Source organism: Pseudomonas sp. TR47, assembly GCF_044143025.1.
Taxonomy (GTDB): Bacteria; Pseudomonadota; Gammaproteobacteria; order Pseudomonadales; family Pseudomonadaceae; genus Aquipseudomonas; species Aquipseudomonas putida_E.
In genome coordinates, this window is the sequence record NZ_JBHFCS010000029.1 from 1 (window position 1) to 24,596 (window position 24,596).

The 24,596-nt window shown below is 61.1% G+C and carries 26 protein-coding genes and 3 pseudogenes; 17 read left to right on the forward strand and 12 right to left on the reverse strand.

Annotated elements, in window-relative coordinates; translation table 11 throughout:
- Nucleotides 1–325: 325 nt before the first annotated feature.
- The 4 genes from msrB to ACEWE8_RS22970 all read left to right on the forward strand — a co-directional run bounded on the left by msrB (nucleotide 326) and on the right by ACEWE8_RS22970 (nucleotide 3,120).
- Nucleotides 326–769 carry a peptide-methionine (R)-S-oxide reductase MsrB gene (gene msrB / locus ACEWE8_RS22955; RefSeq protein WP_003464965.1) on the forward strand — a complete coding sequence of 148 codons (444 nt, stop codon included), beginning with the start codon at nucleotides 326–328 and terminating at the stop codon, nucleotides 767–769.
- Nucleotide 770: 1 nt separating this feature from the next.
- Complete coding sequence (msrA, locus tag ACEWE8_RS22960) at nucleotides 771–1,310, forward strand: peptide-methionine (S)-S-oxide reductase MsrA (protein ID WP_003464967.1); 540 nt, start codon at nucleotides 771–773, stop codon at nucleotides 1,308–1,310.
- 140 nt (nucleotides 1,311–1,450) lie between these two features.
- Nucleotides 1,451–2,155, forward strand: coding sequence for a glutathione S-transferase N-terminal domain-containing protein (locus ACEWE8_RS22965; protein ID WP_003464969.1), 705 nt, complete (start codon nucleotides 1,451–1,453; stop codon nucleotides 2,153–2,155).
- Nucleotides 2,152–3,120: a magnesium and cobalt transport protein CorA gene (locus tag ACEWE8_RS22970; RefSeq protein WP_003464971.1), complete on the forward strand. Its 969-nt coding sequence runs from the start codon at nucleotides 2,152–2,154 to the stop codon at nucleotides 3,118–3,120. Before ACEWE8_RS22965 ends, ACEWE8_RS22970 begins: the two co-directional genes overlap by 4 nt.
- A gap of 204 nt (nucleotides 3,121–3,324) precedes the next feature.
- On the opposite strand, the gene ACEWE8_RS22975 is transcribed toward ACEWE8_RS22970, so the two are convergent.
- Nucleotides 3,325–3,492, reverse strand: coding sequence for a hypothetical protein (locus ACEWE8_RS22975; protein WP_016487060.1), 168 nt, complete (start codon nucleotides 3,490–3,492; stop codon nucleotides 3,325–3,327).
- A gap of 75 nt (nucleotides 3,493–3,567) precedes the next feature.
- Here ACEWE8_RS22975 and ACEWE8_RS22980 point away from each other — a divergent pair.
- Nucleotides 3,568–4,452, forward strand: a pseudogene (locus tag ACEWE8_RS22980) (zinc-binding alcohol dehydrogenase family protein); the annotation flags it as partial.
- Between the two features lie 33 nt (nucleotides 4,453–4,485).
- Here the strand turns inward: ACEWE8_RS22980 and ACEWE8_RS22985 are convergent.
- On the reverse strand, nucleotides 4,486–7,452 hold the full coding sequence (locus tag ACEWE8_RS22985; protein WP_016487058.1) for a Tn3-like element ISPa38 family transposase: 2,967 nt from the start codon (nucleotides 7,450–7,452) through the stop codon (nucleotides 4,486–4,488).
- 158 nt (nucleotides 7,453–7,610) lie between these two features.
- Between ACEWE8_RS22985 and ACEWE8_RS22990 the strand changes: the two genes are divergently transcribed.
- The 12 genes and pseudogenes from ACEWE8_RS22990 to ACEWE8_RS23045 form a co-directional block, all read left to right on the forward strand.
- Nucleotides 7,611–7,901, forward strand: coding sequence for a nucleotidyltransferase family protein (locus ACEWE8_RS22990; RefSeq protein WP_001247892.1), 291 nt, complete (start codon nucleotides 7,611–7,613; stop codon nucleotides 7,899–7,901).
- Nucleotides 7,898–8,284, forward strand: coding sequence for a DUF86 domain-containing protein (locus tag ACEWE8_RS22995; protein WP_003100872.1), 387 nt, complete (start codon nucleotides 7,898–7,900; stop codon nucleotides 8,282–8,284). Before ACEWE8_RS22990 ends, ACEWE8_RS22995 begins: the two co-directional genes overlap by 4 nt.
- Nucleotides 8,285–8,520: 236 nt before the next feature.
- Entirely contained in the window at nucleotides 8,521–8,877 is a 357-nt protein-coding gene (locus ACEWE8_RS23000) for a cupin domain-containing protein (RefSeq protein ID WP_003465043.1), read from the forward strand.
- Nucleotides 8,878–9,131: 254 nt separating this feature from the next.
- Nucleotides 9,132–9,458, forward strand: coding sequence for a hypothetical protein (locus ACEWE8_RS23005; protein ID WP_003100858.1), 327 nt, complete (start codon nucleotides 9,132–9,134; stop codon nucleotides 9,456–9,458).
- Entirely contained in the window at nucleotides 9,455–9,955 is a 501-nt protein-coding gene (locus ACEWE8_RS23010; protein ID WP_003100856.1) for a hypothetical protein, read from the forward strand. The genes ACEWE8_RS23005 and ACEWE8_RS23010 overlap by 4 nt, the downstream gene beginning before the upstream one ends.
- Nucleotides 9,952–10,323 carry a hypothetical protein gene (locus ACEWE8_RS23015; protein WP_003100853.1) on the forward strand — a complete coding sequence of 124 codons (372 nt, stop codon included), beginning with the start codon at nucleotides 9,952–9,954 and terminating at the stop codon, nucleotides 10,321–10,323. Before ACEWE8_RS23010 ends, ACEWE8_RS23015 begins: the two co-directional genes overlap by 4 nt.
- On the forward strand, nucleotides 10,317–10,874 hold the full coding sequence (locus ACEWE8_RS23020) for a recombinase family protein (RefSeq protein WP_395589373.1): 558 nt from the start codon (nucleotides 10,317–10,319) through the stop codon (nucleotides 10,872–10,874). Before ACEWE8_RS23015 ends, ACEWE8_RS23020 begins: the two co-directional genes overlap by 7 nt.
- Nucleotides 10,875–10,907: 33 nt before the next feature.
- Nucleotides 10,908–11,228: pseudogene (locus ACEWE8_RS23025) on the forward strand (sigma-70 family RNA polymerase sigma factor); the annotation flags it as partial.
- Nucleotides 11,229–12,206 (forward strand): FecR domain-containing protein, encoded by a 978-nt coding sequence (locus ACEWE8_RS23030; protein WP_016487055.1) that lies wholly within the window; start codon nucleotides 11,229–11,231, stop codon nucleotides 12,204–12,206.
- Nucleotides 12,207–12,303: 97 nt separating this feature from the next.
- Entirely contained in the window at nucleotides 12,304–14,679 is a 2,376-nt protein-coding gene (locus ACEWE8_RS23035) for a TonB-dependent receptor (protein WP_016487054.1), read from the forward strand.
- A gap of 20 nt (nucleotides 14,680–14,699) precedes the next feature.
- Nucleotides 14,700–15,869, forward strand: coding sequence for an ABC transporter substrate-binding protein (locus tag ACEWE8_RS23040; RefSeq protein ID WP_016487053.1), 1,170 nt, complete (start codon nucleotides 14,700–14,702; stop codon nucleotides 15,867–15,869).
- Nucleotides 15,866–16,525, forward strand: a pseudogene (locus ACEWE8_RS23045) (FecCD family ABC transporter permease); the annotation flags it as partial. The gene ACEWE8_RS23040 and the pseudogene ACEWE8_RS23045, both read left to right, overlap by 4 nt.
- A 234-nt stretch (nucleotides 16,526–16,759) precedes the next feature.
- On the opposite strand, the gene ACEWE8_RS23050 reads toward ACEWE8_RS23045, so the two are convergent.
- The 10 genes from ACEWE8_RS23050 to ACEWE8_RS23095 form a co-directional block, all read right to left on the reverse strand.
- On the reverse strand, nucleotides 16,760–16,882 hold the full coding sequence (locus ACEWE8_RS23050) for a hypothetical protein (RefSeq protein WP_016487045.1): 123 nt from the start codon (nucleotides 16,880–16,882) through the stop codon (nucleotides 16,760–16,762).
- 325 nt (nucleotides 16,883–17,207) lie between these two features.
- Entirely contained in the window at nucleotides 17,208–18,260 is a 1,053-nt protein-coding gene (locus ACEWE8_RS23055; protein ID WP_046788232.1) for an ABC transporter substrate-binding protein, read from the reverse strand.
- Between the two features lie 280 nt (nucleotides 18,261–18,540).
- Nucleotides 18,541–18,765 carry a DUF2798 domain-containing protein gene (locus ACEWE8_RS23060; RefSeq protein ID WP_003465037.1) on the reverse strand — a complete coding sequence of 75 codons (225 nt, stop codon included), beginning with the start codon at nucleotides 18,763–18,765 and terminating at the stop codon, nucleotides 18,541–18,543.
- A gap of 54 nt (nucleotides 18,766–18,819) precedes the next feature.
- Nucleotides 18,820–19,521 carry a cysteine hydrolase family protein gene (locus ACEWE8_RS23065; protein WP_003465039.1) on the reverse strand — a complete coding sequence of 234 codons (702 nt, stop codon included), beginning with the start codon at nucleotides 19,519–19,521 and terminating at the stop codon, nucleotides 18,820–18,822.
- Nucleotides 19,522–19,611: 90 nt separating this feature from the next.
- On the reverse strand, nucleotides 19,612–20,202 hold the full coding sequence (locus ACEWE8_RS23070; protein ID WP_003465041.1) for a TetR/AcrR family transcriptional regulator: 591 nt from the start codon (nucleotides 20,200–20,202) through the stop codon (nucleotides 19,612–19,614).
- Between the two features lie 81 nt (nucleotides 20,203–20,283).
- Nucleotides 20,284–20,961 carry a GntR family transcriptional regulator gene (locus ACEWE8_RS23075; protein WP_016487046.1) on the reverse strand — a complete coding sequence of 226 codons (678 nt, stop codon included), beginning with the start codon at nucleotides 20,959–20,961 and terminating at the stop codon, nucleotides 20,284–20,286.
- 69 nt (nucleotides 20,962–21,030) lie between these two features.
- On the reverse strand, nucleotides 21,031–21,765 hold the full coding sequence (locus ACEWE8_RS23080) for an SDR family NAD(P)-dependent oxidoreductase (RefSeq protein WP_016487047.1): 735 nt from the start codon (nucleotides 21,763–21,765) through the stop codon (nucleotides 21,031–21,033).
- Nucleotides 21,766–22,154: 389 nt separating this feature from the next.
- Nucleotides 22,155–22,991: an aminoglycoside O-phosphotransferase APH(6)-Id gene (locus tag ACEWE8_RS23085; RefSeq protein WP_000480968.1), complete on the reverse strand. Its 837-nt coding sequence runs from the start codon at nucleotides 22,989–22,991 to the stop codon at nucleotides 22,155–22,157.
- Nucleotides 22,991–23,794 (reverse strand): aminoglycoside O-phosphotransferase APH(3'')-Ib, encoded by an 804-nt coding sequence (gene aph(3'')-Ib / locus ACEWE8_RS23090; protein WP_001082319.1) that lies wholly within the window; start codon nucleotides 23,792–23,794, stop codon nucleotides 22,991–22,993. The genes ACEWE8_RS23085 and aph(3'')-Ib overlap by 1 nt, the downstream gene beginning before the upstream one ends.
- A 65-nt stretch (nucleotides 23,795–23,859) precedes the next feature.
- The gene (locus tag ACEWE8_RS23095; RefSeq protein WP_000904906.1) at nucleotides 23,860–24,474 is read right to left on the reverse strand and encodes a recombinase family protein; all 615 of its coding nucleotides are present in this window, start codon (nucleotides 24,472–24,474) and stop codon (nucleotides 23,860–23,862) included.
- Nucleotides 24,475–24,596 lie beyond the last annotated feature (122 nt).

Below are 24,596 nucleotides of genomic sequence, written 5' to 3' on the forward strand. Positions count from 1 at the left end.
ACTAAGCAACCATCAGAAAATTTTGACTGTACGCCAAAAAATTCGCATCTACCAGCATCTAAACAGGCGTTGTTGATTATCATAAAACACTGACACTGTATTATATAATCGTGCTTTTGTGTTATTTTTTTAATATTTACTGATTACGTACTTGCTTAACCACTCAGTTGCGCTAGAATTAATAGACGCGAAATTTAAATCTCTAATTTTCCAACACTTAGTAAAACCTCGTTTGCCATCCCACTACCATTGTAGGAGCAAATCAGGAGACATAAAAAATTAGCGGTAGCGTGCCTGGCCCTCTAGATAAGTATTGGAGACTGTAATGAAGTTTGAAAAGTCACAGACAGCAATCGACCACCTGACTCCCGAGCAACACCGAATTACCCAGGAGGCGGGCACCGAAAGGCCCTTCACGGGCGAGTACAACGACAACAAGGAGCCTGGCATCTACGTCGACATAGTGTCGGGAGAGCCACTGTTCGCTTCGACGGACAAGTTCGATTCGGGTACTGGCTGGCCCAGCTTCACCAAGCCGATCGTTTCGGCAAACGTGAACGAGGTGCGGGACAGCGCACACGGCATGGTCCGGACGGAGGTCAGGTCAGTACACGCAGACAGTCATCTCGGCCATGTGTTCCCCGATGGTCCTTCCGACCGCGGCGGTCTGCGGTACTGCATCAACTCAGCGTCCCTTCGCTTCATCCCGCGCGACGAGATGGAGTCCGAGGGATACGGTGAATATCTCGATCAAGTAGAGGAGGCTTAACATGCATCAGCGCGCTGTTCTCGCAGGAGGATGTTTCTGGGGCATGCAGGATCTGATCCGCAAGCGGCCCGGCATCATCTCGACCCGTGTGGGTTACACGGGCGGCGATATTCCGAACGCCACGTATCGTAATCACGGCACGCATGCCGAGGGGATCGAGATTGTCTTCGACCCGACAGTGACGAGCTACCGGAACATCCTGGAATTCTTCTTCCAGATCCACGATCCGACGACGCTGAACCGCCAGGGCAATGATCGTGGGCTCTCCTACCGGTCGGGCATCTATTATGTCGACGAGGAGCAGAAGCGCGTCGCCGAGGATACGATCGCCGATGTGGATGCCTCGGGGCTGTGGGATGGCAAAGTGGTGACCGAGGTCCAGCCGGTCGGCGAGTTCTGGGAGGCCGAGCCCGATCACCAGGATTATCTGGAGAAGCGCCCGGGCGGCTACACCTGCCACTTCGTCCGTCCCGGCTGGGTGCTTCCGAAGCGCCAAAAGGTTGACGACGTACAGCCAGCGGCCGGGACCGCGGCGGAATAGGCTTCACTGCCGTTGCCACTGCGCCGATCCGGTCCGCAATCTTCGTGACCGCGTCGTTCAGCGACGCGGTCATCGAACCCTACTTCAGAGTGACGGCTCGTTCCAGTCAGTCGCCATCGCAACACCAGGATCGCAGATTTATGCCAGACCTCTCGTCCTTTCCGATCACGCAGCGCTGGCCGGCATCTCATCCCGATCGCCTGCAACTCTACGCAGCCCCTACGCCCAATGGCGTCAAGGTCTCGATCATGCTTGAGGAGACTGGCCTGGCGTACGAGCCCCACCTGATCGACATCTCGAACAACGAGTCGAAGGATCCGGCGTTCGTGTCGCTGAACCCGAACGGACGCATACCGGCGATCATCGATCCGGCTGGCCCTGACGGTAGACCCATCGCCTTATGGGAATCCGGTGCGATCCTCCTCTATCTGGCCGACAAGACGGGTCAGTTCATCTCCACCGAACCAGGCCAGCGTTACGAGACCCTAGCGTGGGTGTTCTTTCAGATGTCGGCCATCGGGCCGATGTTCGGTCAGCTCGGCTTCTTCCTGCGATTTGGCGGCAAGGACTATGAGGACAAGCGGCCGCAACAGCGCTTTATCGACGAATCCACGCGTCTGCTGGGGATTCTGGATCGCCGGCTGGAAGGCCGCGACTGGATCGTCGACGACTATTCGATCGCGGACATCGCGACGCTCGGCTGGGTGAATGCGCTGGTGGAATTCTACGCTGCGGGTGACATCCTTGGCCTCAGCAGCTTTTCGAACGTCCGCGCATGGCTTGGACGCGGGCTGGCTCGACCGGCCGTCCAGCGTGGCCTCCACATTCCCGCGAGGCCAGCATGAGCATCATCGCCGCCTATTATTACAACGAAGGCAAGCGAGTTCGCGAAATCGCGCTCGATGAGCACGTCAAGTTGGGCGAGAGTCGCTCGGGCTTCTGCTGGATCGCGCTTAGCGAACCCACCCCCGAGGAACTACTCGCGATCCAAAGGACATATAATCTTCATCCGTTGGCGATCGACAACGCGATGCACCCGCTGTGCCCGCCCAAGCTCGAGGTCTACAACGATGAGTTGTACGTCGTCGCGCAGACCGCCGAGCTGGTCGGCGACCGGATCAGCTACGGCAAGATGGCGATCTTCACCGGTCACAATCACCTTATCACCGTGCGGCACGGCAATGCCGGAGCGCTGGGCAAACTTCGGGAGCAACTCGAGGCATCGCCGACGCAGTTCGGCAAGGGTGTCGACTATGTGCTGCACGCGATCTTGCATCGCGTGGTCGACCAGTATCTGCCCATCTTCGAAATGATCGAGGACGACGTCCTGGCGATGGAGCGACGGTCGCTGCACGATTTCCTCGGGCCAGAAGAGGTGGCGCGAATCTTCGAACTAAGGTCCGAACTCACGCGGTTCCAGCGCACGCTCGGGGCTATGGCCGAGCTGGTGCGAAAGCTCGTTCGCGGCCACTTTCCCTGCATCAGCGCCGAAATGACACCATATTTCCACGACGTCGCGGACCATGTCCACCGCGTGCAGTCCATGGTCGACGGCCTCCTGCTTGTCCTGTCCACGGTCTTTGAGGCCAGCAGCCTTCTTGAAGCGCAAAGGACGGGGGTGATCACCCGCCAGCTGGCGGCTTGGGCGGCAATACTGGCAGTCCCGACGGCGATCGCTGGAATATACGGCATGAACTTTAAGCACATGCCGGAGCTGGACACGGCCTACGGATACTTTGTCGTGCTCGGAGTGATAGCGATATCGTGCGTTTTCCTATTTGTGCGCTTCAAGAAGGCTAAGTGGCTGTGAATACTGCCCATCGTTTTCTTCGCCGTCATCTGACGGTTACAGCGGGCCTTATACGGAAGCTTGTCCAATCCAACTCAAGATGAAGGTGCGTCCATGACATAGCAGCTGACCGACGCTCTACAAGCAGTTCAGTCCTTCATCGCCAAGGGCTAAGACCGCGAATAGCGCGTCAAGGACAGCAATCTCGTCGATCTCGAGCCAGGATCAACCATCGGTCCGTGCGGCATCTGCGTCGACGCGGCGTTTCGCCTCGGAAGCGGTGATGATGGCGATAACGCCTCCACCCTCTACGCGATCACCGATCCGGCGACCGAGCATAAGGGCCTGTTGATCGACGTGTTCGATGAAATCTGCTACCGCGACCCAGTTCAAGAGTCGGGACCTCAATGTAGAAGAAGTTGACTAACGAGCATTCGCGTCATCCGATCAAGCAAGCTGGAGACATTTATGAAAGCCATTGGTTACAAGGTTCCGGGACCCATCGCCGCGGATGCCGCGCTGGTCGACATCAATCTGCCTCGGCCTGTCGCTGCAGGATACGATATCCTGGTTGAGGTGAAGGCCGTCTCGGTCAACCCGGTCGACTACAAGGTCCGCAACAGCACGCCGCCGGCAGATGGCGATTGGAAGGTGCTGGGATGGGATGCCGCCGGGATTGTGCGCGAGGTCGGCCCCGACGTCACGCAGTTCGAGTTAGGCGACGAGGTCTATTATGCCGGATCGATCACACGGCCCGGTACCAATGCGGAGTTCCATCTCGTCGACGCCCGGATTGTCGGTCACAAACCTGCGTCGCTCTCCTGGGCGGAAGCGGCGGCGCTGCCGCTGACGACGTTGACGGCCTGGGAGGCGATGTTCGACCGCCTGGACGTGGCGAAGCCCGTACCCGGTGCGGCGGAGGCGATCCTCATCATCGGTGGCGCGGGCGGGGTTGGGTCGATCGCCGTCCAGATCGCGCGACAGCGCACGGACCTCACCGTCATCGCCACAGCCTCTCGACCGGAAACCCAAGAGTGGGTAAGAGGGCTTGGAGCTCACCACGTCATCGACCATTCTCGTCCGCTCGCGCCACAGATCGCCGAACTCGGCATCGGTGCTCCCGCTTTCGTCTTTTCGACCACACATACCGAGCAACATGTCGCCGACATCGCCGAACTGATCGCCCCACAAGGACGGTTCGGACTGATCGACGATCCCAAGGCATTCGATATCATGGTTTTCAAGCGCAAGGCGGTGTCGATCCACCACGAGCTGATGTTCACGCGGTCGATCTACGGCACGCCCGACATGAATGAGCAGGGCGAGATTCTGGATGCGATGGCAGCGCTGGTTGGGGTCGTCTCAGAAAACGGAAAATAAAGCACGCTAAGCCGGTTGCAGCGGCCGTAGCGGCCTGAACTTGCCCGCGCCGATCTTGGCGCTGCTGCGCCAGAGGTAATCGCCGGTCAGGTTGATGTGCTCCCAGCCGAGCGGCGACAGGTACTGCAACAGGCCGTCATCGACGGCTTGACCGTGGCCACGCAAGGCGTTCGCGGCCCGCTCCAGATAGACCGTGTTCCATAGCACGATGGCCGCCGTCACCAGGTTGAGGCCGCTGGCCCGGTAGCGCTGCTGCTCGAAGCTGCGGTCGCGGATTTCCCCCAGGCGGTTGAAGAACACGGCGCGGGCCAGCGCGTTGCGCGCCTCGCCTTTGTTCAGCCCGGCATGCACGCGGCGGCGCAGCTCGACGCTTTGCAGCCAGTCCAGGATGAACAGTGTGCGCTCGATGCGTCCCAGCTCACGCAGGGCGACGGCCAGGCCGTTCTGGCGCGGGTAGCTGCCAAGCTTCCTGAGCATCAGCGAGGCCGTCGCCGTGCCCTGCTTGATCGAGGTGGCCATCCGCAGGATTTCATCCCAATGGGCGCGGACGTGCTTGATGTTGAGCGTGCCGCCGATCATCGGTTTCAACGCCTCGTAGGTGGCATCGCCCTTCGGGATGTAGAGCTTGGTGTCGCCCAGGTCACGAATGCGCGGGGCGAAGCGGAAGCCCAGCAGGTGCATCAACGCGAAGACGTGGTCCGTGAACCCTGCCGTGTCGGTGTAGTGCTCCTCGATCCGCAGGTCGGATTCGTGATACAGCAGGCCGTCGAGCACGTAGGTCGAGTCGCGCACGCCGACGTTCACGACCTTGGTGTGGAACGGCGCGTACTGGTCGGAGATATGGGTGTAGAACGTCCGCCCAGGGCTACTTCCATACTTCGGATTGATATGCCCGGTGCTCTCTGCCTTGCTGCCGGTTCGGAAGTTCTGGCCGTCCGACGATGACGTGGTGCCGTCGCCCCAATGCTCGGCGAAGGGATGTCGGAACTGCGCGTTGACCAGCTCGGCCAGTGCCGCCCCGTAGGTTTCGTCGCGGATGTGCCAGGCTTGCAGCCAGGCCAGCTTGGCGTAGGTCGTGCCGGGGCACGATTCCGCCATCTTGGTCAGGCCCAGGTTGATCGCGTCGGCGAGGATCGTGGTCAGCAACAGGTTTTTGTCCTTGGCCAGGTCGCCTGACTTCAGGTGGGCGAAGTGCCGGGTGAAGCCCGCCCATTCGTCTACCTCCAGCAGCAATTCGGTGATCTTGACGTGCGGTAGGATCATCGCCGTCTGGTCGATCAGGGCCTGTGCGGTATCGGGCACCGCCGCATCGAGCGGCGTGATCTTCAGGCCCGACTCCGTGATGATGGCGTCCGGCAGCTCGTTGGCCAGCGCCATGCGGTTGACGGTGGCGAGCTGCGTTTCCAGCAGCGTCAGCCGGTCATGCAGGTACTGGTCGCAATCGGTGGCCACGGCCAGCGGCAATTCGCTGGCCTGCTTGAGGCTGGCGAATTTCGCGGGCGGCACCAGGTAGTCCTCGAAGTCCTTGAACTGGCGCGAGCCTTGCACCCAGATGTCGCCGGAGCGCAGCGCGTTCTTCAGCTCCGACAGCGCGCACAGTTCGTAGTAGCGCCGGTCGATGCCGGTGTCGGTCATCACCAGCTTCTGCCAGCGCGGCTTGATGAACTCGGTCGGCGCGTCGGTGGGCACCTTGCGGGCGTTGTCGCTGTTCATGCTGCGCAGCACCTCGATGGCGTCGAGTACGTCCTTGGCGGCGGGCGCGGCCCGCAACTTGAGCACGTCGAGAAATTCCGGCGCGTAGCGGCGCAGCGTGGCGTAGCTCTCGCCGATGCGGTGCAGGAAATCGAAGTCCTCGGGTTGCGCGAGCCGCTGCGCTTCGGTGACGCTCTCGGCGAAAGCATCCCAGGACATGACGGCCTCGATGGCGGCGAACGGATCGCGGCCCGCTTGCTTGGCCTCGATCAGCGCCTGGCCGATGCGCCCGAACAGCCGCACCTTGGCATTGATCGCCTTGCCGGATGCCTGGAACTGCTGCTGATGCTTGTTCTTGGCGGCATTGAACAGCTTGCCCAGGATGCGGTCATGCAGGTCGATGATTTCGTCGGTGACGGTGGCCATGCCCTCGATGGCGAGCGCCACCAGGGTCGCGTAACGCCGCTGCGGCTCGAACTTCGCCAGGTCGGCGGGCGTCATCTGGCCGCCCTCGCGGGCGATCTTGAGCAGCCGGTTCTGGTGAACCAGCCGCTCGATGCCGGAGGGCAGGTCGAGCGCCTGCCACGCCTTGAGGCGTTCGATGTGTTCCAGCATGTGCCGCGAGTTCGGTTTGACCGGGGATTGCCGCAGCCAGGCCAGCCACGTCGTCTTGCCGTTGTCGCGGCGCTTGAGCAGATCGTCGAGGCGACGGCGATGCACGTCCGTCAGCGGCTCAGCCAAGGCGTCGTAGAGACGCCGGTTGGCGCGGGTAATCGCTTCGGCGCTCGCCCGCTCGACGGCGTTGAGGGCGGGCACAATGACCGACTGCCGCCGCAGGTGCTCGATCAAGGCTCTGGCCAGCACGATGCCCTTGTCGGTTTGCATGGCCAGCTCGGTCAGCAACTGGACAGCCTGCCGGTAGTGGCCAATCGTGAACGGCTGGAAGCCGAACACCGTTTGCAGCTCGACCAGGTGCTCGCGTCGGGTCTGCTCACGCTGCCCGTACTCGTCCCAGCTTTCGATGCCGACCTTGAGCTGGTTGGCGACCAGTCTCAGCAATGGCGGGAACGGTGGCTCATCAGCGCCAAGGATGACGCCGGGAAAGCGCAGGTAGCAGAGCTGCACCGCGAAGCCCAGCCGATTGGCCGGGCCGCGCCGCTGCCGGATGATGGAGAGGTCGCTTTCGCTGAACGTGTAGTGACGGATCAACTCATCCTTGGTGTCCGGCAACGCCAGCAGGCTTTCGCGCTCGGCGGCGGAGAGGATCGAACGGCGGGGCATGCGGTTTCCTTCTTCTTGAAAACGTAGGTTTGTGACAAGCCCGCCAAGGCAACCGGCGCGGCACGGGAATCAAGGCATTGCGATTCTCGAAAATAGTTCTTGAAATTCTATTCTTGATTGCATATCATCTCAACGAGTTTCGATAAGAAAGGATGCCCATGCGACCGTCTGTTGTGCTTGACATGAAGCGAAGCGCAGTGCGTGAAGCGGTAGGCCGCTTTCGCGCCGCGAACCCGCGCGTCTTCGGCTCGGTGCTGCATGGCACCGACCGGGATGGCAGCGACCTCGACCTGTTGGTCGATGCGCTGCCCGGTGCCACGTTGTTGGACTTGGGCGATTTGGAAGAAGAACTGAAATCGCTGCTCGGCGTTGACGTCGATCTGCTGACTCCCGGCGACCTGCCGCCGAAGTTCCGGGCCAAGGTGCTCGCGGAGGCGCAACCGATATGAGCGAGAACCGCCTGCCCGATTACCTCGACCACATTCAGCAGGCCGCAACCGATGCGCGCAGCTTCGTGGAAGGGATGGCCAAGGACGACTTCTTGGCCGACAAGCGCACCCAGCAGGCCGTCATCATGAGCCTGATCGTCATCGGCGAGGCGGCCACAAAGGTGATGGATGGCTACGTCGAGTTCACCCAGGCGCATGCCGACGTGCCGTGGCGCAGCATGCGCAATATGCGTAATCGCATGGCTCACGGCTATTTCGACATCAACCTCGATGTGGTGTGGGAGACGGTACAGGAATGGCTGCCGGCGTTGCTCCAGCAATTGCCCGCCGTGCGTCAGGATGCCGACGATGAAGACCGTAACGACAAAGGCATGGAGCCATGACCAATCAAGCCGCCGATGTTCGGCCCCTCTGGCGTGTTCGATCCCGCGACCTATGAGCCGCGCTCGGGCAAGACCTTCTGGATGGCCGCAACGGACGTGAGTTCGCTGGTGGGCAAGGAGGCAGCAGCCGACACGCTCATCGGCAACTGCACGACCGCACGACCAGCCTCCCGTTCAAATTCGAGTTAGAACTCATATCCAGCCTGTCTGGGGGCACTGTGAAAGAGGGATCTCCGATGACTGTTGAATCGAGAATATTTTCTGTAGCCGAGTATGTTCAGCCGTCCGAAGGCGAGCCTATTCGTTCCGTTGTGCTTGAAACCCGAGACTCAATTATCGTGGTTTGGCATGTCCATCCCGGGCAGGAAATTGCGGCTCACATTCATCCTCACGGCCAAGACACGTGGACTGTTTTGTCGGGAATGGCTGATTACTTTCAGGGCAATGGGATTGTTCGTGCCCTCAGGGAAGGTGAGATAGCCGTGGCAAGACCGGGCCAAGTGCACGGGGCGCGAAATACAGGTACCGAGCCATTTGTGTTCGTCTCGGTTGTGGCATCAGCCAATGCCGGTTTCGTATTGGCTGAGCGATAGAGCCCAATCTCTGGAGTTGGTCCAATGAGCGGTCGGGGAGATAGGTAACAGACATGCAGCGGACACGGCTGCTAAACCAGGTCGCAAACCTCCTTGCGTCGCAGCGTGCCGCAAGCGACGCGATCAATCGAATGGGGTCGGCATGAGACTGAACACCATCCAGTTCCCGACCGCGTAGCCGCCTGTCCTGCCGATCAGGTCTTGACCATCGACGCCTGGGATCAGTCCTGAATGTTCTTGGAGACCACTACGTTATGAGCCGCAGCCGCCGCAAAACACCCATCGTCGGGCACACGACCTGCGGCAGCGAGCGCGAGGACAAGAAGCTCTGGCATCAGCGCTGGCGCACCCGTGAGCGCACGGCGCTGACCAGCGCGTCGCCCGAAGCCCTGAGCGCCCATCTGCCCCTGCTGGAAAACCAGGCCAGCAGCGTCTGGTCGATGGGCAAGGATGGCCGCTCCTACTGGCCCGTCAAGCGCCAGGCCGCCACGGCGGATCGCATCGCCAATCACAAGGGACGCAACCCGCAAGAACGCGCCTCCCTGAAAAAGCGCCTGCTGCGCAAGTGGATGAGCAAATGAAGCTCTCCTTCCATCAGCACATTGCGCTGTTCTGGATGATCGGTGCTCCGGGCGTCTTCGCGCCCGTGATCGAGAACGCCAAGCGGCCCGATGCCGGCGCCGTCATGGCGTGGGGTGTCGCGATCGTGGCGGTGATGATCCTCTTCACCCCTTTGCTGCTGCGCTGTCCACCATTCCGGCGCTGGTATGGCCGGACGGATGCGCTGTCGGAGCGGCAGCGCCAGGCGCTTGCCGAGCGCGGCCTGCGCCGCTACTACCAGACCGCTTTCGATGACGGCTACGTGCCCCGCGTGATGCCCTACGTGTGGCGCATCATCTGGACGGTCGGCGGGTTGATGGCTGTGACCGCCGTACTGCCTACCAACACCGGACGGCCAGCCTTCGATGCCTTGGTGGTCTTCTCGACCTGGTATCCGATAGGCGTGATGCTGCTGGTTTTCGCGTCGAGGCCCCTTGGCCGGTTGATTCGCCAAAGAGCACAGGAGCGGCGGAAATGAGCACGTCAACCATCGAGGCGCTGGCCAGCGCCTGGGCAAGGATTGCCGAGGAAGCGGAATTCCCCGCTGACTACGAGGGGACTGCCACACCACAAGCGCATCGGGCTAGCGAAGCTATTCAGGAGCAGATTCGGGAGCGCATCGTCGCCACCAACGACATGCGGCTGTTCAGCCTGCTGCACCTGCTGGGTCAGGCGTCGCTGCGCATGGAGCAAGCGCTGTGGCCGGAGGATTACGAGCGGATGACGCGCGAGGTTGAGGAAGCCCTGCGGCAAGCCACCGACGCCAACGCCAGATCGTACACCCACGAAGAAGTGATGCAGGCGATGCAGGAACGCATCGACCGGGCGCGAGACAAGCCATGTTGATTGGCTATGCGCGCGTCTCGACGCAGGATCAGAACCTGGAGCTGCAACGCGAAGCCTTGAGCAAGGCCGGATGTAAAAAGGTCTTCGAGGACAAGGTGAGTGGCACGCGGGCAGACCGGCCTGGCTTGGCCAAGACGCTCGAAATGCTGCGCGAAGGCGATACTTTGGTCGTCTGGAAGCTCGACCGGCTGGGCCGGTCGGTCAAGCAACTGGTCGATCTGGTCGGCGATCTGCACAAGCACGGTGTCCAGTTCAGGAGCCTCACCGACTCCATCGACACCGGCACACCATCCGGGCGGTTCTTCTTCCACGTCATGGCGAGCCTTGCCGAAATGGAGCGCGAGCTGACCGTCGAGCGCACCCGCGCCGGGCTGGAAGTCGCCAAGCAGCTCGGCCGCAAAGGCGGCCGCAAGCCGAAGATGACCGACAGCAAGATCGAGTCGGCCAAGAAGCTGCTGGCCAGCGGGATGCCGCCCAAGGACGTGGCCAAGAACCTCGGCGTGTCCATTCCGACGCTGTACCGCTGGGTGCCAGCCTCCACGCACGCTTAGCGTGCTTTATTTTCCGTTTTCTGAGACGACCCCTACCTCAGCTGTGTGGCCAAGGGCATCCTGATCAACTGGTACCAGCGCAAGGCACTGGAACGCGCCTACCTTGACGCCCTCGCCAACCTGCCGCCGCAGGAAGCCCCCTCCCCGGAAGCCCATTTCGTGGTGCTGGAGACCCTGCACGAAATCGACGCGATGCTCGATGCCTTGCCGCCGCTGGTCAAGCGGGCGTTCCTGCTGTCGCAGCTCAATGGCCTGAAATACCAGGACATCGCCGATCAACTGGACGTGTCGCTGATCACCGTCAAGCGCTACATGAAGCAGGCGTTCGTGCAGTGCCTGATGCTGGTGGAATGAATGCTCATCCTGCGCAAAGACCCGCCGCTGCCCCCTGAAGTCCTCGAAGAAGCCGCCGAATGGCTGATGCGCCTGAGTGAAAACGACCTGAGCGACAGCGAACGCGCCGAGTGGGAACACTGGAAGGTCAGCAGCCCCGAGCGTGATCGCGCCTGGGCTCGGGCGCAGTTGCTGCAAAGCAAACTGGGCGGCCTGCCACCTTCGCTGGCGATGTCAGCGCTGGATCGACCGAGCAACCCGGAACGCCGTGCGGCCCTCGGCAAGCTGGCATTGTTGCTGGCGGTGATGCCGGTAGGCTGGGGCAGTTGGAAACTGGCGCAATCGCAGCAGTGGACGGCCGATTACCGCACCGCCGTCGGCGAACGACGCGAGTGGACCCTGGCCGATGGCTCTCGCATCACCCTGAACACCAATACCGCCGTCGATGTGCTGTTCGACAGCCAGCAGCGCCTGATCCGCCTGCGCGAAGGCGAGATCCTGGTGCAGACCGCCACGGACAATTCCCCCCTGGCCCGGCCCTTCCTGGTCAGTACCGCACAGGGCCACATGCAGGCCCTGGGCACGCGTTTCATCGTCCGCCAATTGAGCCCGTTCACCCACCTTGCGGTATTGGAAGGCGCCGTCAAAGTGGTGCTGGCCGAGAACCGCCAGGCCGAGTCCCTGATCGTCAATGCCGGACAACGCATGGCATTCACCGCACAGGCCTTTGGCGCGGCGAACCCCACTGACCGTAACGCCAGCGCCTGGACCCAGGGCATGCTGATGGCGGACAAGATGCGCCTGGCGGATTTCGTCGCTGAGGTCACCCGCTATCGCCACGGCTTCGTCAGGTTCGACCCGGCGATTGCCGACCTGCGCATTTCCGGCGCTTTTCCGATCAGCGACAGCCAGCGCACCTTGAACATGCTGGTGCAAACCTACCCGGTCACCGCCACCGCTCATCTGCGAGGGTACTGGGTCACCTTGTCCCCGGCCTGAGCCTCCAAAAAAAATCTGCCGCTGGCTGATACTTTTTTCGATCTCGGCTGGCCTGTACAGAAACCTCCATTGCCTCTCGCCACAGGGTCATCCATCCATGCCTGTCATTTGCCGCGCGCTGCTGAGCCTGACCCTGATCAGCGCTGCCTGCCCGTTGGCGATGGCAGCCGCGCCGGTGCAACTGGATTCGGTCGTGGTCCATGCCTACAACATCGCCCCCGGACCTCTGGGCGCAACGCTGTCGAGCTTCGCCGTGGATGCCGGCATCGCCCTGTCGTTCGAACCTTCACTGACCGAGGGCTTGATCAGCCCGGGGCTAACCGGATCTTGCTCGACCCGCGAAGCCGTGACCCGCTTGCTCGCCGGCAGTGGCCTGGACATGGTCCTGCGCAGCGACGGCAGTTACACACTGGTGCAACGTCGGGTCACCCTCGAGGAAACCACCATCGACGGCATCGACACACGCAGTGACAGCCTGCCACCGGTGTATCCGGGCGGCCAGGTGGCGACTGGCAGCCGTCTGGGCATGCTCGGCAACACCGCCGTGATGGATGCGCCATTCAGCGTCAGCACCTACACCGCCGCGCTGATCAAGGATCAACAGGCAAAGACCGTGGGTGATGTGCTGGAGCGCGACTCATCGGTGCGCTCCACCGGCCAGACCGGTGGCATCGTCGACTCGTTCTTCATCCGGGGATTTCCCGTCGGTGAAGGCAACCTGGGCGAACTGGCCTTCGACGGCGTCTATGGCGTGGCCTCCAACTACCGGGTGTTCACCGAATACGCCGAACGCATCGAAGTGGTCAAGGGGCCCGGCGCGCTGCTCTACGGCATGTCGCCCAACAGTGCCGTGGGCGGCGTGATCAACGTGGTGCCCAAGCGTTCTCTCGATGAAGACCTGACCCGATTCACCGCCAGTTACGCCCAGGACGCCCAACTGGGCGGTCACCTGGACCTCAGTCGACGCTTTGGCGAGGAGCGCCGATTCGGTATGCGCCTCAACGGTAGCGTGCAGCAAGGTGACACGGTGATCGACGATCAGGACCGCGAGGTCGGCGTCGGCGCGCTGTCCCTGGATTATCAAGGAGATCGCCTGCGCACCAGCCTGGACCTGGTGAGCCAGGAAGAACGGTTTGACGCCGCGTCCCGACCGTTCCTGATCGCGTCGGGCGTGCAAATCCCTTCTGCCGCCAACGGCCGGACCAGCGTCAGCCAGGACTGGGGCTGGTCCAGCACCCGCGACAAGTCGGCCCTGCTCAGCGGTGAATACGACCTCAACGACCAACTGACGGTGTTCGCCCATGCAGGCGGTGGCCAGTCGAAGGTCGCACGCATGTCCGACCAGACGCCCACGATCATCAACGCCGCAGGCGACACCTCGTCGATCCCCGGTTATTACAAGTTCGAAGTCCGGCGCTACACGGTCGACGCCGGTGCGCGCCTGCGATTCGACACCGGTCCCGTGAGCCACAGCACCGCCCTGCAAGTGACGCGTTATCGCGATGAATTATCCCGGGGCATTTTGTCCGGGCCTGCGGTGCTGTCGAACATTTACCACCCGGTCCATCGCCCCAAACCCGCGATTGCCGAGCCGGCCACGCCCAAAGTGTCGGCGACCGAGTTGTCCGGCATCGCCCTGGCCGACACCCTGTCGATACTCGACCAGCGCGTGCAAGTGACCCTGGGCCTGCGCAAGCAGAACATCCAGTCCCACAACTACAACGCCGCCGGTGCAGTCACTTCAGCCTATGACGATGGCAAGACCACGCCGTTGTTCGGGGCCGTGCTGCGGCCCTGGGATCACGTGTCGTTCTACTACAACTACATCGAAGGCCTGAGCAAGGGGGACGTCGCCCCCAGCACCGCTTCGAACGCCGGCGAAATCTTTGCCCCCTACGTGTCGCGCCAGCAGGAGGTCGGGGTCAAGCTCGATTACGGCAGCTTCATGTCGAGCCTGGCCCTGTTCCAGATCAAGAAGCCCAGCGGCGAATTGTCTTCCGGGGTGTTCGCCGTCCAGGGTGAACAGCGCAATCGCGGCGTGGAGCTGAACATGTCGGGCGAAATTGCCCAAGGCACGCGCCTGCTCGGTGGCGTGACGCTGTTGGACGGACAACTGACCAGGACCAGCGTGGCGGCCAACCGTGGTAACAAACCGGTGGGCGTGCCCGACGTGCAAGCCAACCTCTGGGCCGAGTGGGACACGCCCTGGGCCGAAGGGCTGACACTCACCAGCGGCGCGATCTACACCGCCAGCCAATACGTCAACCAGGCCAACACCCAGGAACTGGCCCCGTGGACGCGCATCGATGTCGGCGCTCGATACGCCACGCGTATCGCTCAGCGACCCACGACCTTTCGCGCCACGGTGCAAAACGTTTTCGACCGTGAATATTGGTCGGGAGTCGCCTCCTACGGCGCATTTTCCCAGGGTTCACCACGCACCCTGCTCCTGTCGGCCACGGTCGATTTCTGACACATGCAAAGGCCTTGATCATGCTCACCATTGTTCGACGCAGCCACGCCCTGGCCGCGCTGCTGTTTGCTGGATTGCTGGGGGTTTCACTGGCGTCATTGGCCAACGAAGCGGTTGACACACGCAGCACCGTGACCGATTTGCTCGGGCGCAAGGTCAAGGTAAACCTGCCAGTCAAACGGGTGATTCTCGGCGAAGGCCGCCAGTTGTACCTGGTGGCGGCGCTGGACACGCAAAACCCCATCGAGCGTATCGTCGGCTGGCGCAAGGACCTCATCCAGTCCGATCCCGACACCTACAACGCCTACCTGCGCAAGTTTCCGGGCATTGCCGACATCCCCACCTTCGGCGGGTTTGAAGACGGCACCTTCGACATCGAGCAAGCGATCTCGCAGCGCCCCGATGTGATTGTCCTCAATATCGAGGCCCAGCACGCGACCGAAGATGCGCGCTACATCGAGAAGCTCGACGCCCTGGGCATTCCCGTGGTGTACGTCGACTTTCGCAACTACCCGATGCAGAACACCGAGCCGACCATGCGCCTGTTCGGCCAATTGTTCGGCAAGGAGCAACGCGCCGAAGCGTTCATCGCGTTCCGCAACCAGCAGATTCGCCGGGTCACCGACGTGATTGCCGCGCACCAACCTGCGCGCCCCAAGGTGTTCATCGAGCGCATCGGCGGCTACACCGACGATTGCTGCCTGAGCTTTGGCAACGAGAACTTTGGCCGCTTCGTCGAAATGGCCGGCGGCGACAACATCGCCAGGGACATCATCCCCACGACCTTCGGCCAGTTGAACGCCGAGCAGGTGATCGTCGCCAACCCTGACCAGATTGTCGTGACCAGCGCCAACTGGGAAGCCTTCGCCCCGGGCGGGCATTGGGTGGGTGTGGGTCCGGGCGCGGACATGGCCGAGGCCCGACGCAAACTGGCCTGGTACACCGGTCGCCCGGCCTATGCCGGAATCAAGGCGCAGGACAGCCAGGCCTTCCACGCCATCTGGCACCAGTTCTACAACAGCCCCTATCAGTTCGTGGCCATCCAGCAACTGGCCAAATGGTTTCATCCGACGCTGTTTGCAGACCTCGATCCGCAAGCCGCGTTTCGCGAGTTGCATGAGCGCTTCCTGCCGGTGCCCTACGAGCCTGGCTATTTCGTCAGCCTGGGCGAACCCGAGATCAAGCCATGAATGCGATCAACGATACGATGGTCCAGCGCGACACCTACCGCCGCCTGGTGGTGCGCAAACGCCTGATCCTCGGCGCCCTGACGCTGCTGTTGTTGGGCAGTGTGTTGCTTGACCTGGCCCTGGGCCCGGCCAGCTACAGCCTGGGCGAAGTGCTCGGTGCGCTGCTTTCACCGGACAGCGCCGCGCCGCAGGTGCGGGTGGTGATGTGGGATATTCGCCTGCCCGTGGCACTGATGGCGGTCGCCGTGGGCGCGGCGTTATCGCTGGCCGGGGCGCAGATGCAGACCATCCTCAACAACCCGTTGGCCAGCCCGTTCACCCTGGGCATTTCCGCGGCAGCCAGTTTCGGCGCCGCCATGGGGCTGGCGTTCGGTGTGGCGCTGTTTCCGCTGGCAGCGCAGTACATGGTGCCGGCCAACGCGTTCATCATGGCCATGCTCTGCGCCCTGCTGATCCACTTCTTGAGCCTGCGCCGTGGCGTCACCGCCGAAACCATCGTGCTGCTCGGCATTGCCCTGGTGTTCACGTTCAACGCGTTGCTCGCACTCGTGCAGTTTTTTGCCACCGAGCAAGCCGTGGCCGCCGTCGTGTTCTGGACCATGGGCAGCCTGACCAAGGCGACCTGGCCCAAGCTGGGCGTGATCTGTGTGGTGATCGGGGGTTGGGGAGCAATGGAACTGAAAACCAACGTAAGCCGAATTAGAGTTCGTTTTACTCGTCAGCGACTGCGAATTAACGAACTTTGATTCGTGAGAAAGGTTTATTGCACTGATTTTCGGGTGTTGGTGACCTTTCCTCGCGATAGCGGAAACGGTTTCATAAAACGGTGGTTTTATCGTACTCCCCAGACAGAGCGCTGGTTTGCGGGCAGGTACTGGGCTTAAGTGCGTTTACTGTTCCATTGCTCCCCGAACCCCTTCTTCACGGGCCAGGGCGTCTTCGCTGGTCATGGGCGGCTGGTGCTGCTGGTCGCTGGAGTCGGGCATGGATTTGGCGAGATAGGCGTTGGACATGATGACCTCTCGTCACTGCGCAGTGCTGGAGGGTATCCAGCACTGACGGGTAGCGCTGGCGGTGGCAGTCGTCCTGGCGGACAGCAGGGTGCGGTGCTCGGGTAATGTCATGTGAAGAACTCCCAATGGTGGGCAGGTACTTGAGGCGAGCGCGAGTTGTCTGCACAGGTCACTCTGCGGGACCCTCAGGCCTAATGTACCGGGATGCCAACGAATGAAGTGGACGCAATTGACCGGTGCGCAAGCGCTTTATGTCGAAATCGCGGGGGCAGACGGCATGTCCTGCGCCGAGGCCTCTGGCCTGCGGCGCAGCAACGGCCGATGGCTATTTTTTCTGGACGAAGGACAACCAGCGTTCTTCGGCCTTGACCCCGGCTTCGGAGGCCCACCATTGCGCCGAGAGCAGGGCCTGGCGCGAGATGTTGCCGGGTGCGGAAGGCAGCTTGGCCTCGCGCTCGGCCGGGATTACCCCGGTCTTGAAGGCTTCGGGGTTGAGCGGGCCGTAGTCGATGATCATCGGCAACGCCGCTTGCAGTTTGGCATCGATGGCCTCGTTGACGAATTTCATGGCGGCCACCTTGTGCGGCGAGCCTTTGAGGACGCACAACGAGTTGGTTTCCAGCACACCCTGGTTGTAGTCGAATGCCACGGGTGCGCCGGCGGCCTGTACGGCGGTGATACGGCCGTTCCAGGCCTGGATCATGTCCACTTCGCCGTCGCTGATCAGCTGCGCCGACTGCCCGCCGGACGTCCACCAGGTGGCGATGTCGGGCTTGATCTGCTCAAGCTTGCGGAAGGCGCGATCGACGTCCAGCGGATAGAGCTTGTCCATCAGCACGCCATCGGCCAGCAGCGCGATTTCCAGGGTTGGACGTGGCAGGTTACGTAGGGAGCGCTGGCCCGGGTATTTTTTGGTGTCCCAGAAGTCGGCCCAGGTCTTGGGTACGTCCGCGCCTTTGAACGCGTCCGTGCGATACGCCAGCACCGTGGAGTAGCTGATGTAGCCGACGCTGTATTCGTCCTTGAGGCTGTCGGGTATTTGCGCGGCATTGGGAATCAGCGCAAGGTCGAGCTTCTCGAACAGCCCTTCGGCTTCGCCACGGATGCAGTCGCCAGTGGGCAGGTCCACCACGTCCCAGGTGACCTTGCCGCTCTCGACCTGGGTCTTGATGATCGGGTAGGCCTTGGGCGAGCTGTCCTGTTTGAGCGTCAGACCGAGCTTTTTCGCCGCAGGCTCCAGGATCGCCTTGCTCTGGGCTTCCTGATAAGCACCGCCCTGGGATACGAACGTGATGTCCTCGGCCATGGCCTGGGTGGCGCTACCGATGAACAGGGCCAGACTCGCGAGTTGGAAAGCTGTAGTGCGCAATGTGCTCATGGAAAGACTCCGAATGGTTGGCAGATTTTCTTGGGCGAGCTGTAGGTTTTGTTGTCGGTCGCTCTGCGGGACCATGGAGGTCTAATGTACCGGCTTGTCCGTGAACGAAGCGGCTACAAATGCGCGGATGAAAAGTGGTTTATTGCGAAAATGCGAACGGGCACAGTATTTCGTGCGTCGGGTGCGGGCTTGCGCGCCTGTCGCGAGCAGCCCCGAAGCCCCCGGTAGGAGCGAGCATGCTCGCGATGGCGGTGTGTTGGGTGAGTCATAGCCAAGTCATTCAGCCCACCGTCATCCGCCTCACCACGCGCCGAATCATCGGCGCCGCCAGCACCACCACCGGCAACATCGATACCCACGACAGCGCCCACGCGTTCAACCAGCGGCCGGCAAAGGCCAGGTCGAGCGCATGGGGTGTGGTGGCGATGGCGGCCGCGACCGCGCAGGTCAGGCCGGATTGAACGACGCCGAAAACGAAATGCTCATAACGGGCGGGGATTTTCATCGGGGGTTCTCGAGAAAGAGCGGGGGGGCGCGATGCCCGGCCGCTCGGGCACGATCAAGCCGGTTGCAGTTGCGCGATAGTCTCTTCGGTGGTCCACAGCCCGTGGGCGAGGAAGCGGTAATTGATGATGGCCGCCAGGTAGCCGTCGCCATCCGGCAGGCGCGGGCCGGCGGTGGCGTCGCGTACCACGACTATTTCAAAGCCCTGTTCGAGCAGTTCGCGCAGGTGTGATTCCACGCAAAGGTTGGCCGCCATGCCGGCGAGGATGATCTGCGACACGCCTTTCTTGCGCAATTGCAGCGCCAGGTCGTTGGTTTCCGGGCCGTAGACCTTGTGCGGCGAGGCGATGATGGTCTCGCCGTCGAGAATGTACGGCTTGTAGATCTCGAGGAAATCGGCGCCGGAGCCTTCGAAGTTTTCCAGGGTGTTCGGTCCCTTGCGATCGAACATGCAGATGCTGTGCATGACCTTTTCCAGCGGACCGCCAAAATGCCAGTCGTGGTCGTGCGGGTAGTAATAGTGTGGCGACACGGCCACGGGCAGGTCGTGAGCCTTGAAGGCCTTGAACAGTTTTTCCAGGTTTTCGACGGTGTTGTTCTCGACGATGCTCTCACCGAACACCGCCCAACTGGCGCCGGCAGGGCTGAGGAAGTCGTTCTGTGGGTCGATGACCACCAGGGCGGCTTTGCTCAGGTCGAGCTTGAAACCAGTGGCAGGCAGTGCGGGTTCGGCGGGGTCGGCGTACAGATGGCTCATGACGATTTACCTCTTGGGTGCTTGCGTGGATGAGACGTGAATGTTGCTTTATATAAATGACCAGTCGTCTTATTAATGAGGAAAAAAAACTCACTCCAATAGCCGAGGCAAGACCATCGATACGAAACGCTGCAGAGGTGCACCGTCGCGCAGGACCTTGCCGCGCATGACCGCACCTTCCCAGCCTTCGACGATGACACTGGCCAGCGCTTCGGCGTCGTGAGTTTCAGAGAGTTCGCGGCGCTGCTGCGCTTCACGCAGGCAGCTCGCGAGCAAACCTTCCCAGCGCGCCAGCACATCGGCCAGACGCTTGCGGGTTTGTTCGCTGCCATTGGACATTTCCAGGGACAGGTTGCCAATCAGGCAACCCAGGCTGTATTCATGCTCGCCGTGCTCGAGCACCAGGGCCTGGAAGAACTGGCCGATGCGCTCCAGCGGCTTGACCCGGGCGTCGTAGAAGATCGGCCCGTGGCGGGTTTCGATCGAGGTCCAGTATTCCTCGAGGATCTCTGCCGCGAAGTCTTCCTTGCTGGCGAAGTAGTTGTAGAAAGAGCCCTTGGGAATCTCGGCAGCGGCGGTGATGTCCTGGACGCCGCAGCCGTTGAAGCCACGGTTGTGAACCACCTGGCGGCCAATCGACAGCAAACGGGATCTGACTTCGAGGTTGACCGGGCGAGCCATGACAGAGACATCCAGTGATGAGAAAGTTTTAATAAACTAACTGGTCATCTATGTTTCGTCAACAGTCGAATTGACTGCCAATCAGTCCGCCTGCGCCATCTCGATGTACTCGAGCATCTTCTCGTTGCCATCGAGAATGTCACGGCAGATGGCCGCCCGTGCCGCCGCGCCATCGCGGCGCTTGAGTGCGTCGAGCACTTCCCAGTGATGGTCGATGGCCATGCGCTCGTTGAAGTTGCCATAGGCACGGGCGATCAGTGGGCCGGTGCGCATCCACAGGCTATCGAGCAAACCCGCCAGCACCGGCATGCGCGCGATGGTGGTCAGCGCGTAGTGAAATTGCTGATTGCACTTGAGAGCGGCTTGCAAGTCCTGGGCGTTGATCGCGGCGATGTTGTTTTCGATGCAGGCTTGCAGGTCTGCGAGTTCGCTGTCGGTCACCAGCGCGGCGGCCGTCTCCGCAGCCAGGCCTTCAAGCGCCAGGCGGATGCTGCGGATCTCGCCGTATTGCGCGGCGGTGAGGATGGGTACGCGGATGTCACGCGGGGTCTTGAGGATCAGCGCCTGTTCCTTGGCCAGTTGCAGGATCGCGTCGCGCACCGGTGTGACGCTGGTGCCCAGTTGTTCGGCCAGGTCGCGGATGCGCAGGCGGTCATCGGGCTGGAAACGCCCGGTGATCAGTGCCTCGCGCAGCAACTCGTAGATGCCACTGCCCAGGTAAGAGTGATTGAGGGTTTGAATAGGGTAGGGGTTGCTCATTGATCGCTCATCTGCGGCGGATGCCCGGCCCGAATGATGGAAGTTTCCGGCCGGGATTTCCAGATTATTTCAGACGTGCTGACCACCGTTGACATGAATCTCCGAACCGTTGATGTACGACGCGCCTCGGGTGCAGAGGAAATGCACCAGGGATGCGACTTCTTCCGGCTTGCCCAAGCGGTGCATGGGGATCTGCTGATCGACGATCAGTTCGGTCCCGGCAGACAGGATCGACGTCTCGATCTCACCCGGTGCAATCGCATTGACCCGCACACCGTGTGGCCCGAAATCATGGGCCATTTCCCGCGTCAGTGCGGCCAGTGCAGCTTTCGAGCAGGCGTAGGCGACCCCGGCAAACGGGTGCACCCTGGAACCTGCAATCGAGGTGACGTTGATCACCGAGCCTTGCGCCGCCTTGAGCTCATCGAACAGCCCTTGGGCCAGTAACGCCGTGGAAAACAGGTTGACGTTGAACACGCTGAGCCAGGTGGCGTAATCGGATTCCAGCACGCCCAATCGTGCGCCGGCTTCGCCTTTGGGTGAAATGCCGGCGTTGTTCACCAGGGCATCGAGGCGTCCGCCGAGTTTCTCCCGGATCAATGGCAGGCTGCGGCGCACTTCGTCGATGTCTTCCAGGTCCAGGTGGATGTGGTTCAACTCGCCTTCAGCCCAGGGGCAGCCTTCGGTCCAGTTCTGTCGCGAGGCCGTAAACACGCGCCAGCCCGCAGCGTTGAAGTGCTTCACCGTGGCATGGCCGATGCCACGGCTCGCACCGGTGAGGAGGAGGGTTCGTTGCTCGGTCATGCAGGCGCTCCTGAGGAAGGGGTGGAGTGGTGAGACTATACCAGTAAAAATTATGATGCATCATATTCTAAATATGTTACTAATGAGCTGCGCCTCGGAATCATCGCCGTGCGCCGGCCACTAGGTGCAAGACACCCGGCGCTGACCGAAATATTGCTGCCAAAAACAAAAAAACCACCTGCCATCCCTTAGCTGCCGCTCACGCACGTAGCGAATTCGGAGAGACGCATGAACAGCAAAATCGCAACTGTACTGATGCTTGGAATGCTTGCCGGCCCTTTGAGGGGTCGTTTGCGGGAGAGGGCGAAATCCTACGCTAAGGCTTTGGCCAACGATATTCTCCGGTAAGATTGATGTGTTCCCAGGGGATAGGAGAAGTCGCTTGATATCTAGTATGACGTCTGTCGCACCTGCTTGATCGCGGCCGCGATAGCTAGATCGCGTTGCTCCTCTTCTCCATCCGCGTTCCAAGCTGCGGAAAGGCACCCATAAGCGTACGCCTGGTCGAGCAGGCGACGCGGATCGACGTCCAGCGCACGAGAGAATGCGTCCGCCATCTGTGCAATGCGTCTAGGATCGAGACAAAGGTCGTCTCTGTCAGCCGGATCGTAGAACATATTGGCGGCGCCAAAGCCCACTTCACCGACCAGACCGACGGGATCTATCACCAGCCAGCCGCGACTGGAGAACATGATGTTTTCATGATGCAGATCGCCATGTAGCCCACGCAGTTCCGAGGCATTGCTCATCATTTGATCGGCTATAATCGCCGCGTGGACGTAGTCAGTTTGACAACCTGCGTTTTGATCATCGCGCGCCCGCTGAAACAAAGCTGCAAAGCGATCCCGGATCGGGAGAAGGGCAGAAGGCAGGGGTTCCTCAGATGCGGCATACAGCTTCGCCATTAGTTCCGCTGCAATTTCGGTCGCCTGGTAGTCGCCGTGCTCGGCAACGATGTGAGAGAGCATTCGCTCCCCGGCATATTCGAGCAACATCAGATTGTTCTCACGACCGAGCAACCGGACTGCTCCCCTCCCATTGCGCCATACCAGATAGTCGGCCCCGCGCAGTTCATCAGCAATGTCTTCTATAGGTTTCAATCCCTTGACGATTGCAGGAGTCCCGTCTGGCAATGAAACTTTCCAAACGAGGCTGGAAAAGGTGTCCGCAATGAGAACAGGTTGCGAAACGTGCCAATGAGCAGGAAAAACAGGCGGCATGAACATCAACCCCAAGTCAGAGGGTCCAATCGCAGATAGAAGGCAAGGCGTTCGCGGTCGGGGGCTTCGATCCCCAATACATTGAATAGGACAGCGAAGGCGCGCTCTGCTTCATCTGGCGCTGCCCAGTTCTCTTCGGCGTTAGCAATCATGAGTGCCAAATCGGCATAGCGATCTGCTGTTCCGAGCCGCCCAAGGTCGATCAGACCCGTGCATTGAAGAGTTTTAGGGTCCACCATGAAGTTCGGCATGCAGGGATCACCATGGCAAACAACCATATCGGTGCGCTCTTGGTCGAGCCGCACCGGTAGCTCTCGTTCGACACGAGCCAAAAGATCGAGCTGCGGCGTACTCTTGTCCTCGTCCGGTAAGAAGTCGGGATTGACGGCATTGCGGGACACCACATCAACGGCGCGTCCGAACATTCGCGACAGCCTGCGCTCAAACGGACATTGATCAACCGATAGGCTGTGAACAGCGCCAAGTTGCTGCCCCATTGACGGCCACGCTTTGAGCAAATCCGCTCCAGACAGATCAGCCGCCGGTACTCCCGGAATTGCCGTTATCACCAAGCATGCACCCTCCTGTTCCTCCTGCCAGTTGATCACCTCGGGGCAAGCCACACCTCGACCTTTGAGCCAAATGAGGCGGTCACGCTCTCCAGCGAGCTCACCGCGGCGGGAAGCAGGTGCGATTTTCGCGAAGGCATGCCCGTCACCACGTCGAAAAACAAAATCACCAGATTCTCCGCCTCTGACAGGCAACCAGTCAGAATGCGATTCACCAAAAAAAATATTAGTTCGATTCAATGGAGGTTCCTTCAGTTTTCTGATGAAGCGCGGAGGTGGCTCAACCTGCGAAAAGAAACGAGTTGCTACGTAAGTCCGAGAACATGCTTTCCATGGTCTCTGAGCTCGCCTTTGGGACCGACATATCGGTAGAGAGTGACGCGCTCGATGCCGAGTTCCTTGCAGAGATCGGAAACTGAAGTATCGCGCTGGGCCATGGCGGCTTGCGCGAGACGCACCTGAGCTTTGGTGAGCGCGAATTTTCGTCCGCCCTTGCGACCGCGCGCTCTCGCGGAGGCGAGACCCGCCATGGTGCGCTCTCGGATCAGATCCCGCTCGAACTCGGCCAAGGTGGCGAAGATTCCGAACACCATGCGACCGGACGCAGTCGTGGTGTCGATCTGAGCGCCCTTTCCAGTCAGAACCCGCAGGCCGATCTTGCGGTCTGACAGCTCCTTCACCGTGTTGACCAGATGGGCAAGCGATCGTCCGAGGCGATCGAGCTTCCAGACCACCAGCACATCGCCGTCACGCAATGACTTGAGGCAGGCAGTCAAGCCAGGGCGATCATCACGACCGCCGGAAGCAAGATCATCATAGATATTGTCCCGTTCGACACCTGCGGCGCGCAAGGCGTCGTGCTGCAGGTCGAGAGACTGCGAGCCATCGGCTTTGGAGACGCGGGCATATCCGATCAGCATGTATCACAAACGTTGGTTTGAGGCGGCGCTTCGGCCACGATTGCATTGACCTCTGGAAATGTATCTCAACCAGCTTCATAAACAAAGCGTCTTGAACGCTATCAGATTTTGAAAAAGGAACA

What these genes read in the sequence shown, in the direction of transcription:
- msrB (WP_003464965.1), top strand. Translation starts at nt 326, where the DNA reads ATGAAGTTTGAAAAGTCACAGACAGCAATCGACCACCTGACTCCCGAG.
- msrA (WP_003464967.1), top strand. Translation starts at nt 771, where the DNA reads ATGCATCAGCGCGCTGTTCTCGCAGGAGGATGTTTCTGGGGCATGCAG.
- ACEWE8_RS22965 (WP_003464969.1), top strand. Translation starts at nt 1,451, where the DNA reads ATGCCAGACCTCTCGTCCTTTCCGATCACGCAGCGCTGGCCGGCATCT.
- ACEWE8_RS22970 (WP_003464971.1), top strand. Translation starts at nt 2,152, where the DNA reads ATGAGCATCATCGCCGCCTATTATTACAACGAAGGCAAGCGAGTTCGC.
- ACEWE8_RS22985 (WP_016487058.1), bottom strand. Translation starts at nt 7,452, where the DNA reads ATGCCCCGCCGTTCGATCCTCTCCGCCGCCGAGCGCGAAAGCCTGCTG.
- ACEWE8_RS22990 (WP_001247892.1), top strand. Translation starts at nt 7,611, where the DNA reads ATGCGACCGTCTGTTGTGCTTGACATGAAGCGAAGCGCAGTGCGTGAA.
- ACEWE8_RS22995 (WP_003100872.1), top strand. Translation starts at nt 7,898, where the DNA reads ATGAGCGAGAACCGCCTGCCCGATTACCTCGACCACATTCAGCAGGCC.
- ACEWE8_RS23000 (WP_003465043.1), top strand. Translation starts at nt 8,521, where the DNA reads ATGACTGTTGAATCGAGAATATTTTCTGTAGCCGAGTATGTTCAGCCG.
- ACEWE8_RS23005 (WP_003100858.1), top strand. Translation starts at nt 9,132, where the DNA reads ATGAGCCGCAGCCGCCGCAAAACACCCATCGTCGGGCACACGACCTGC.
- ACEWE8_RS23010 (WP_003100856.1), top strand. Translation starts at nt 9,455, where the DNA reads ATGAAGCTCTCCTTCCATCAGCACATTGCGCTGTTCTGGATGATCGGT.
- ACEWE8_RS23015 (WP_003100853.1), top strand. Translation starts at nt 9,952, where the DNA reads ATGAGCACGTCAACCATCGAGGCGCTGGCCAGCGCCTGGGCAAGGATT.
- ACEWE8_RS23020 (WP_395589373.1), top strand. Translation starts at nt 10,317, where the DNA reads ATGTTGATTGGCTATGCGCGCGTCTCGACGCAGGATCAGAACCTGGAG.
- ACEWE8_RS23030 (WP_016487055.1), top strand. Translation starts at nt 11,229, where the DNA reads ATGCTCATCCTGCGCAAAGACCCGCCGCTGCCCCCTGAAGTCCTCGAA.
- ACEWE8_RS23035 (WP_016487054.1), top strand. Translation starts at nt 12,304, where the DNA reads ATGCCTGTCATTTGCCGCGCGCTGCTGAGCCTGACCCTGATCAGCGCT.
- ACEWE8_RS23040 (WP_016487053.1), top strand. Translation starts at nt 14,700, where the DNA reads ATGCTCACCATTGTTCGACGCAGCCACGCCCTGGCCGCGCTGCTGTTT.
- ACEWE8_RS23050 (WP_016487045.1), bottom strand. Translation starts at nt 16,882, where the DNA reads ATGTCCAACGCCTATCTCGCCAAATCCATGCCCGACTCCAGCGACCAG.
- ACEWE8_RS23055 (WP_046788232.1), bottom strand. Translation starts at nt 18,260, where the DNA reads ATGAGCACATTGCGCACTACAGCTTTCCAACTCGCGAGTCTGGCCCTG.
- ACEWE8_RS23060 (WP_003465037.1), bottom strand. Translation starts at nt 18,765, where the DNA reads ATGAAAATCCCCGCCCGTTATGAGCATTTCGTTTTCGGCGTCGTTCAA.
- ACEWE8_RS23065 (WP_003465039.1), bottom strand. Translation starts at nt 19,521, where the DNA reads ATGAGCCATCTGTACGCCGACCCCGCCGAACCCGCACTGCCTGCCACT.
- ACEWE8_RS23070 (WP_003465041.1), bottom strand. Translation starts at nt 20,202, where the DNA reads ATGGCTCGCCCGGTCAACCTCGAAGTCAGATCCCGTTTGCTGTCGATT.
- ACEWE8_RS23075 (WP_016487046.1), bottom strand. Translation starts at nt 20,961, where the DNA reads ATGAGCAACCCCTACCCTATTCAAACCCTCAATCACTCTTACCTGGGC.
- ACEWE8_RS23080 (WP_016487047.1), bottom strand. Translation starts at nt 21,765, where the DNA reads ATGACCGAGCAACGAACCCTCCTCCTCACCGGTGCGAGCCGTGGCATC.
- ACEWE8_RS23085 (WP_000480968.1), bottom strand. Translation starts at nt 22,991, where the DNA reads ATGTTCATGCCGCCTGTTTTTCCTGCTCATTGGCACGTTTCGCAACCT.
- ACEWE8_RS23095 (WP_000904906.1), bottom strand. Translation starts at nt 24,474, where the DNA reads ATGCTGATCGGATATGCCCGCGTCTCCAAAGCCGATGGCTCGCAGTCT.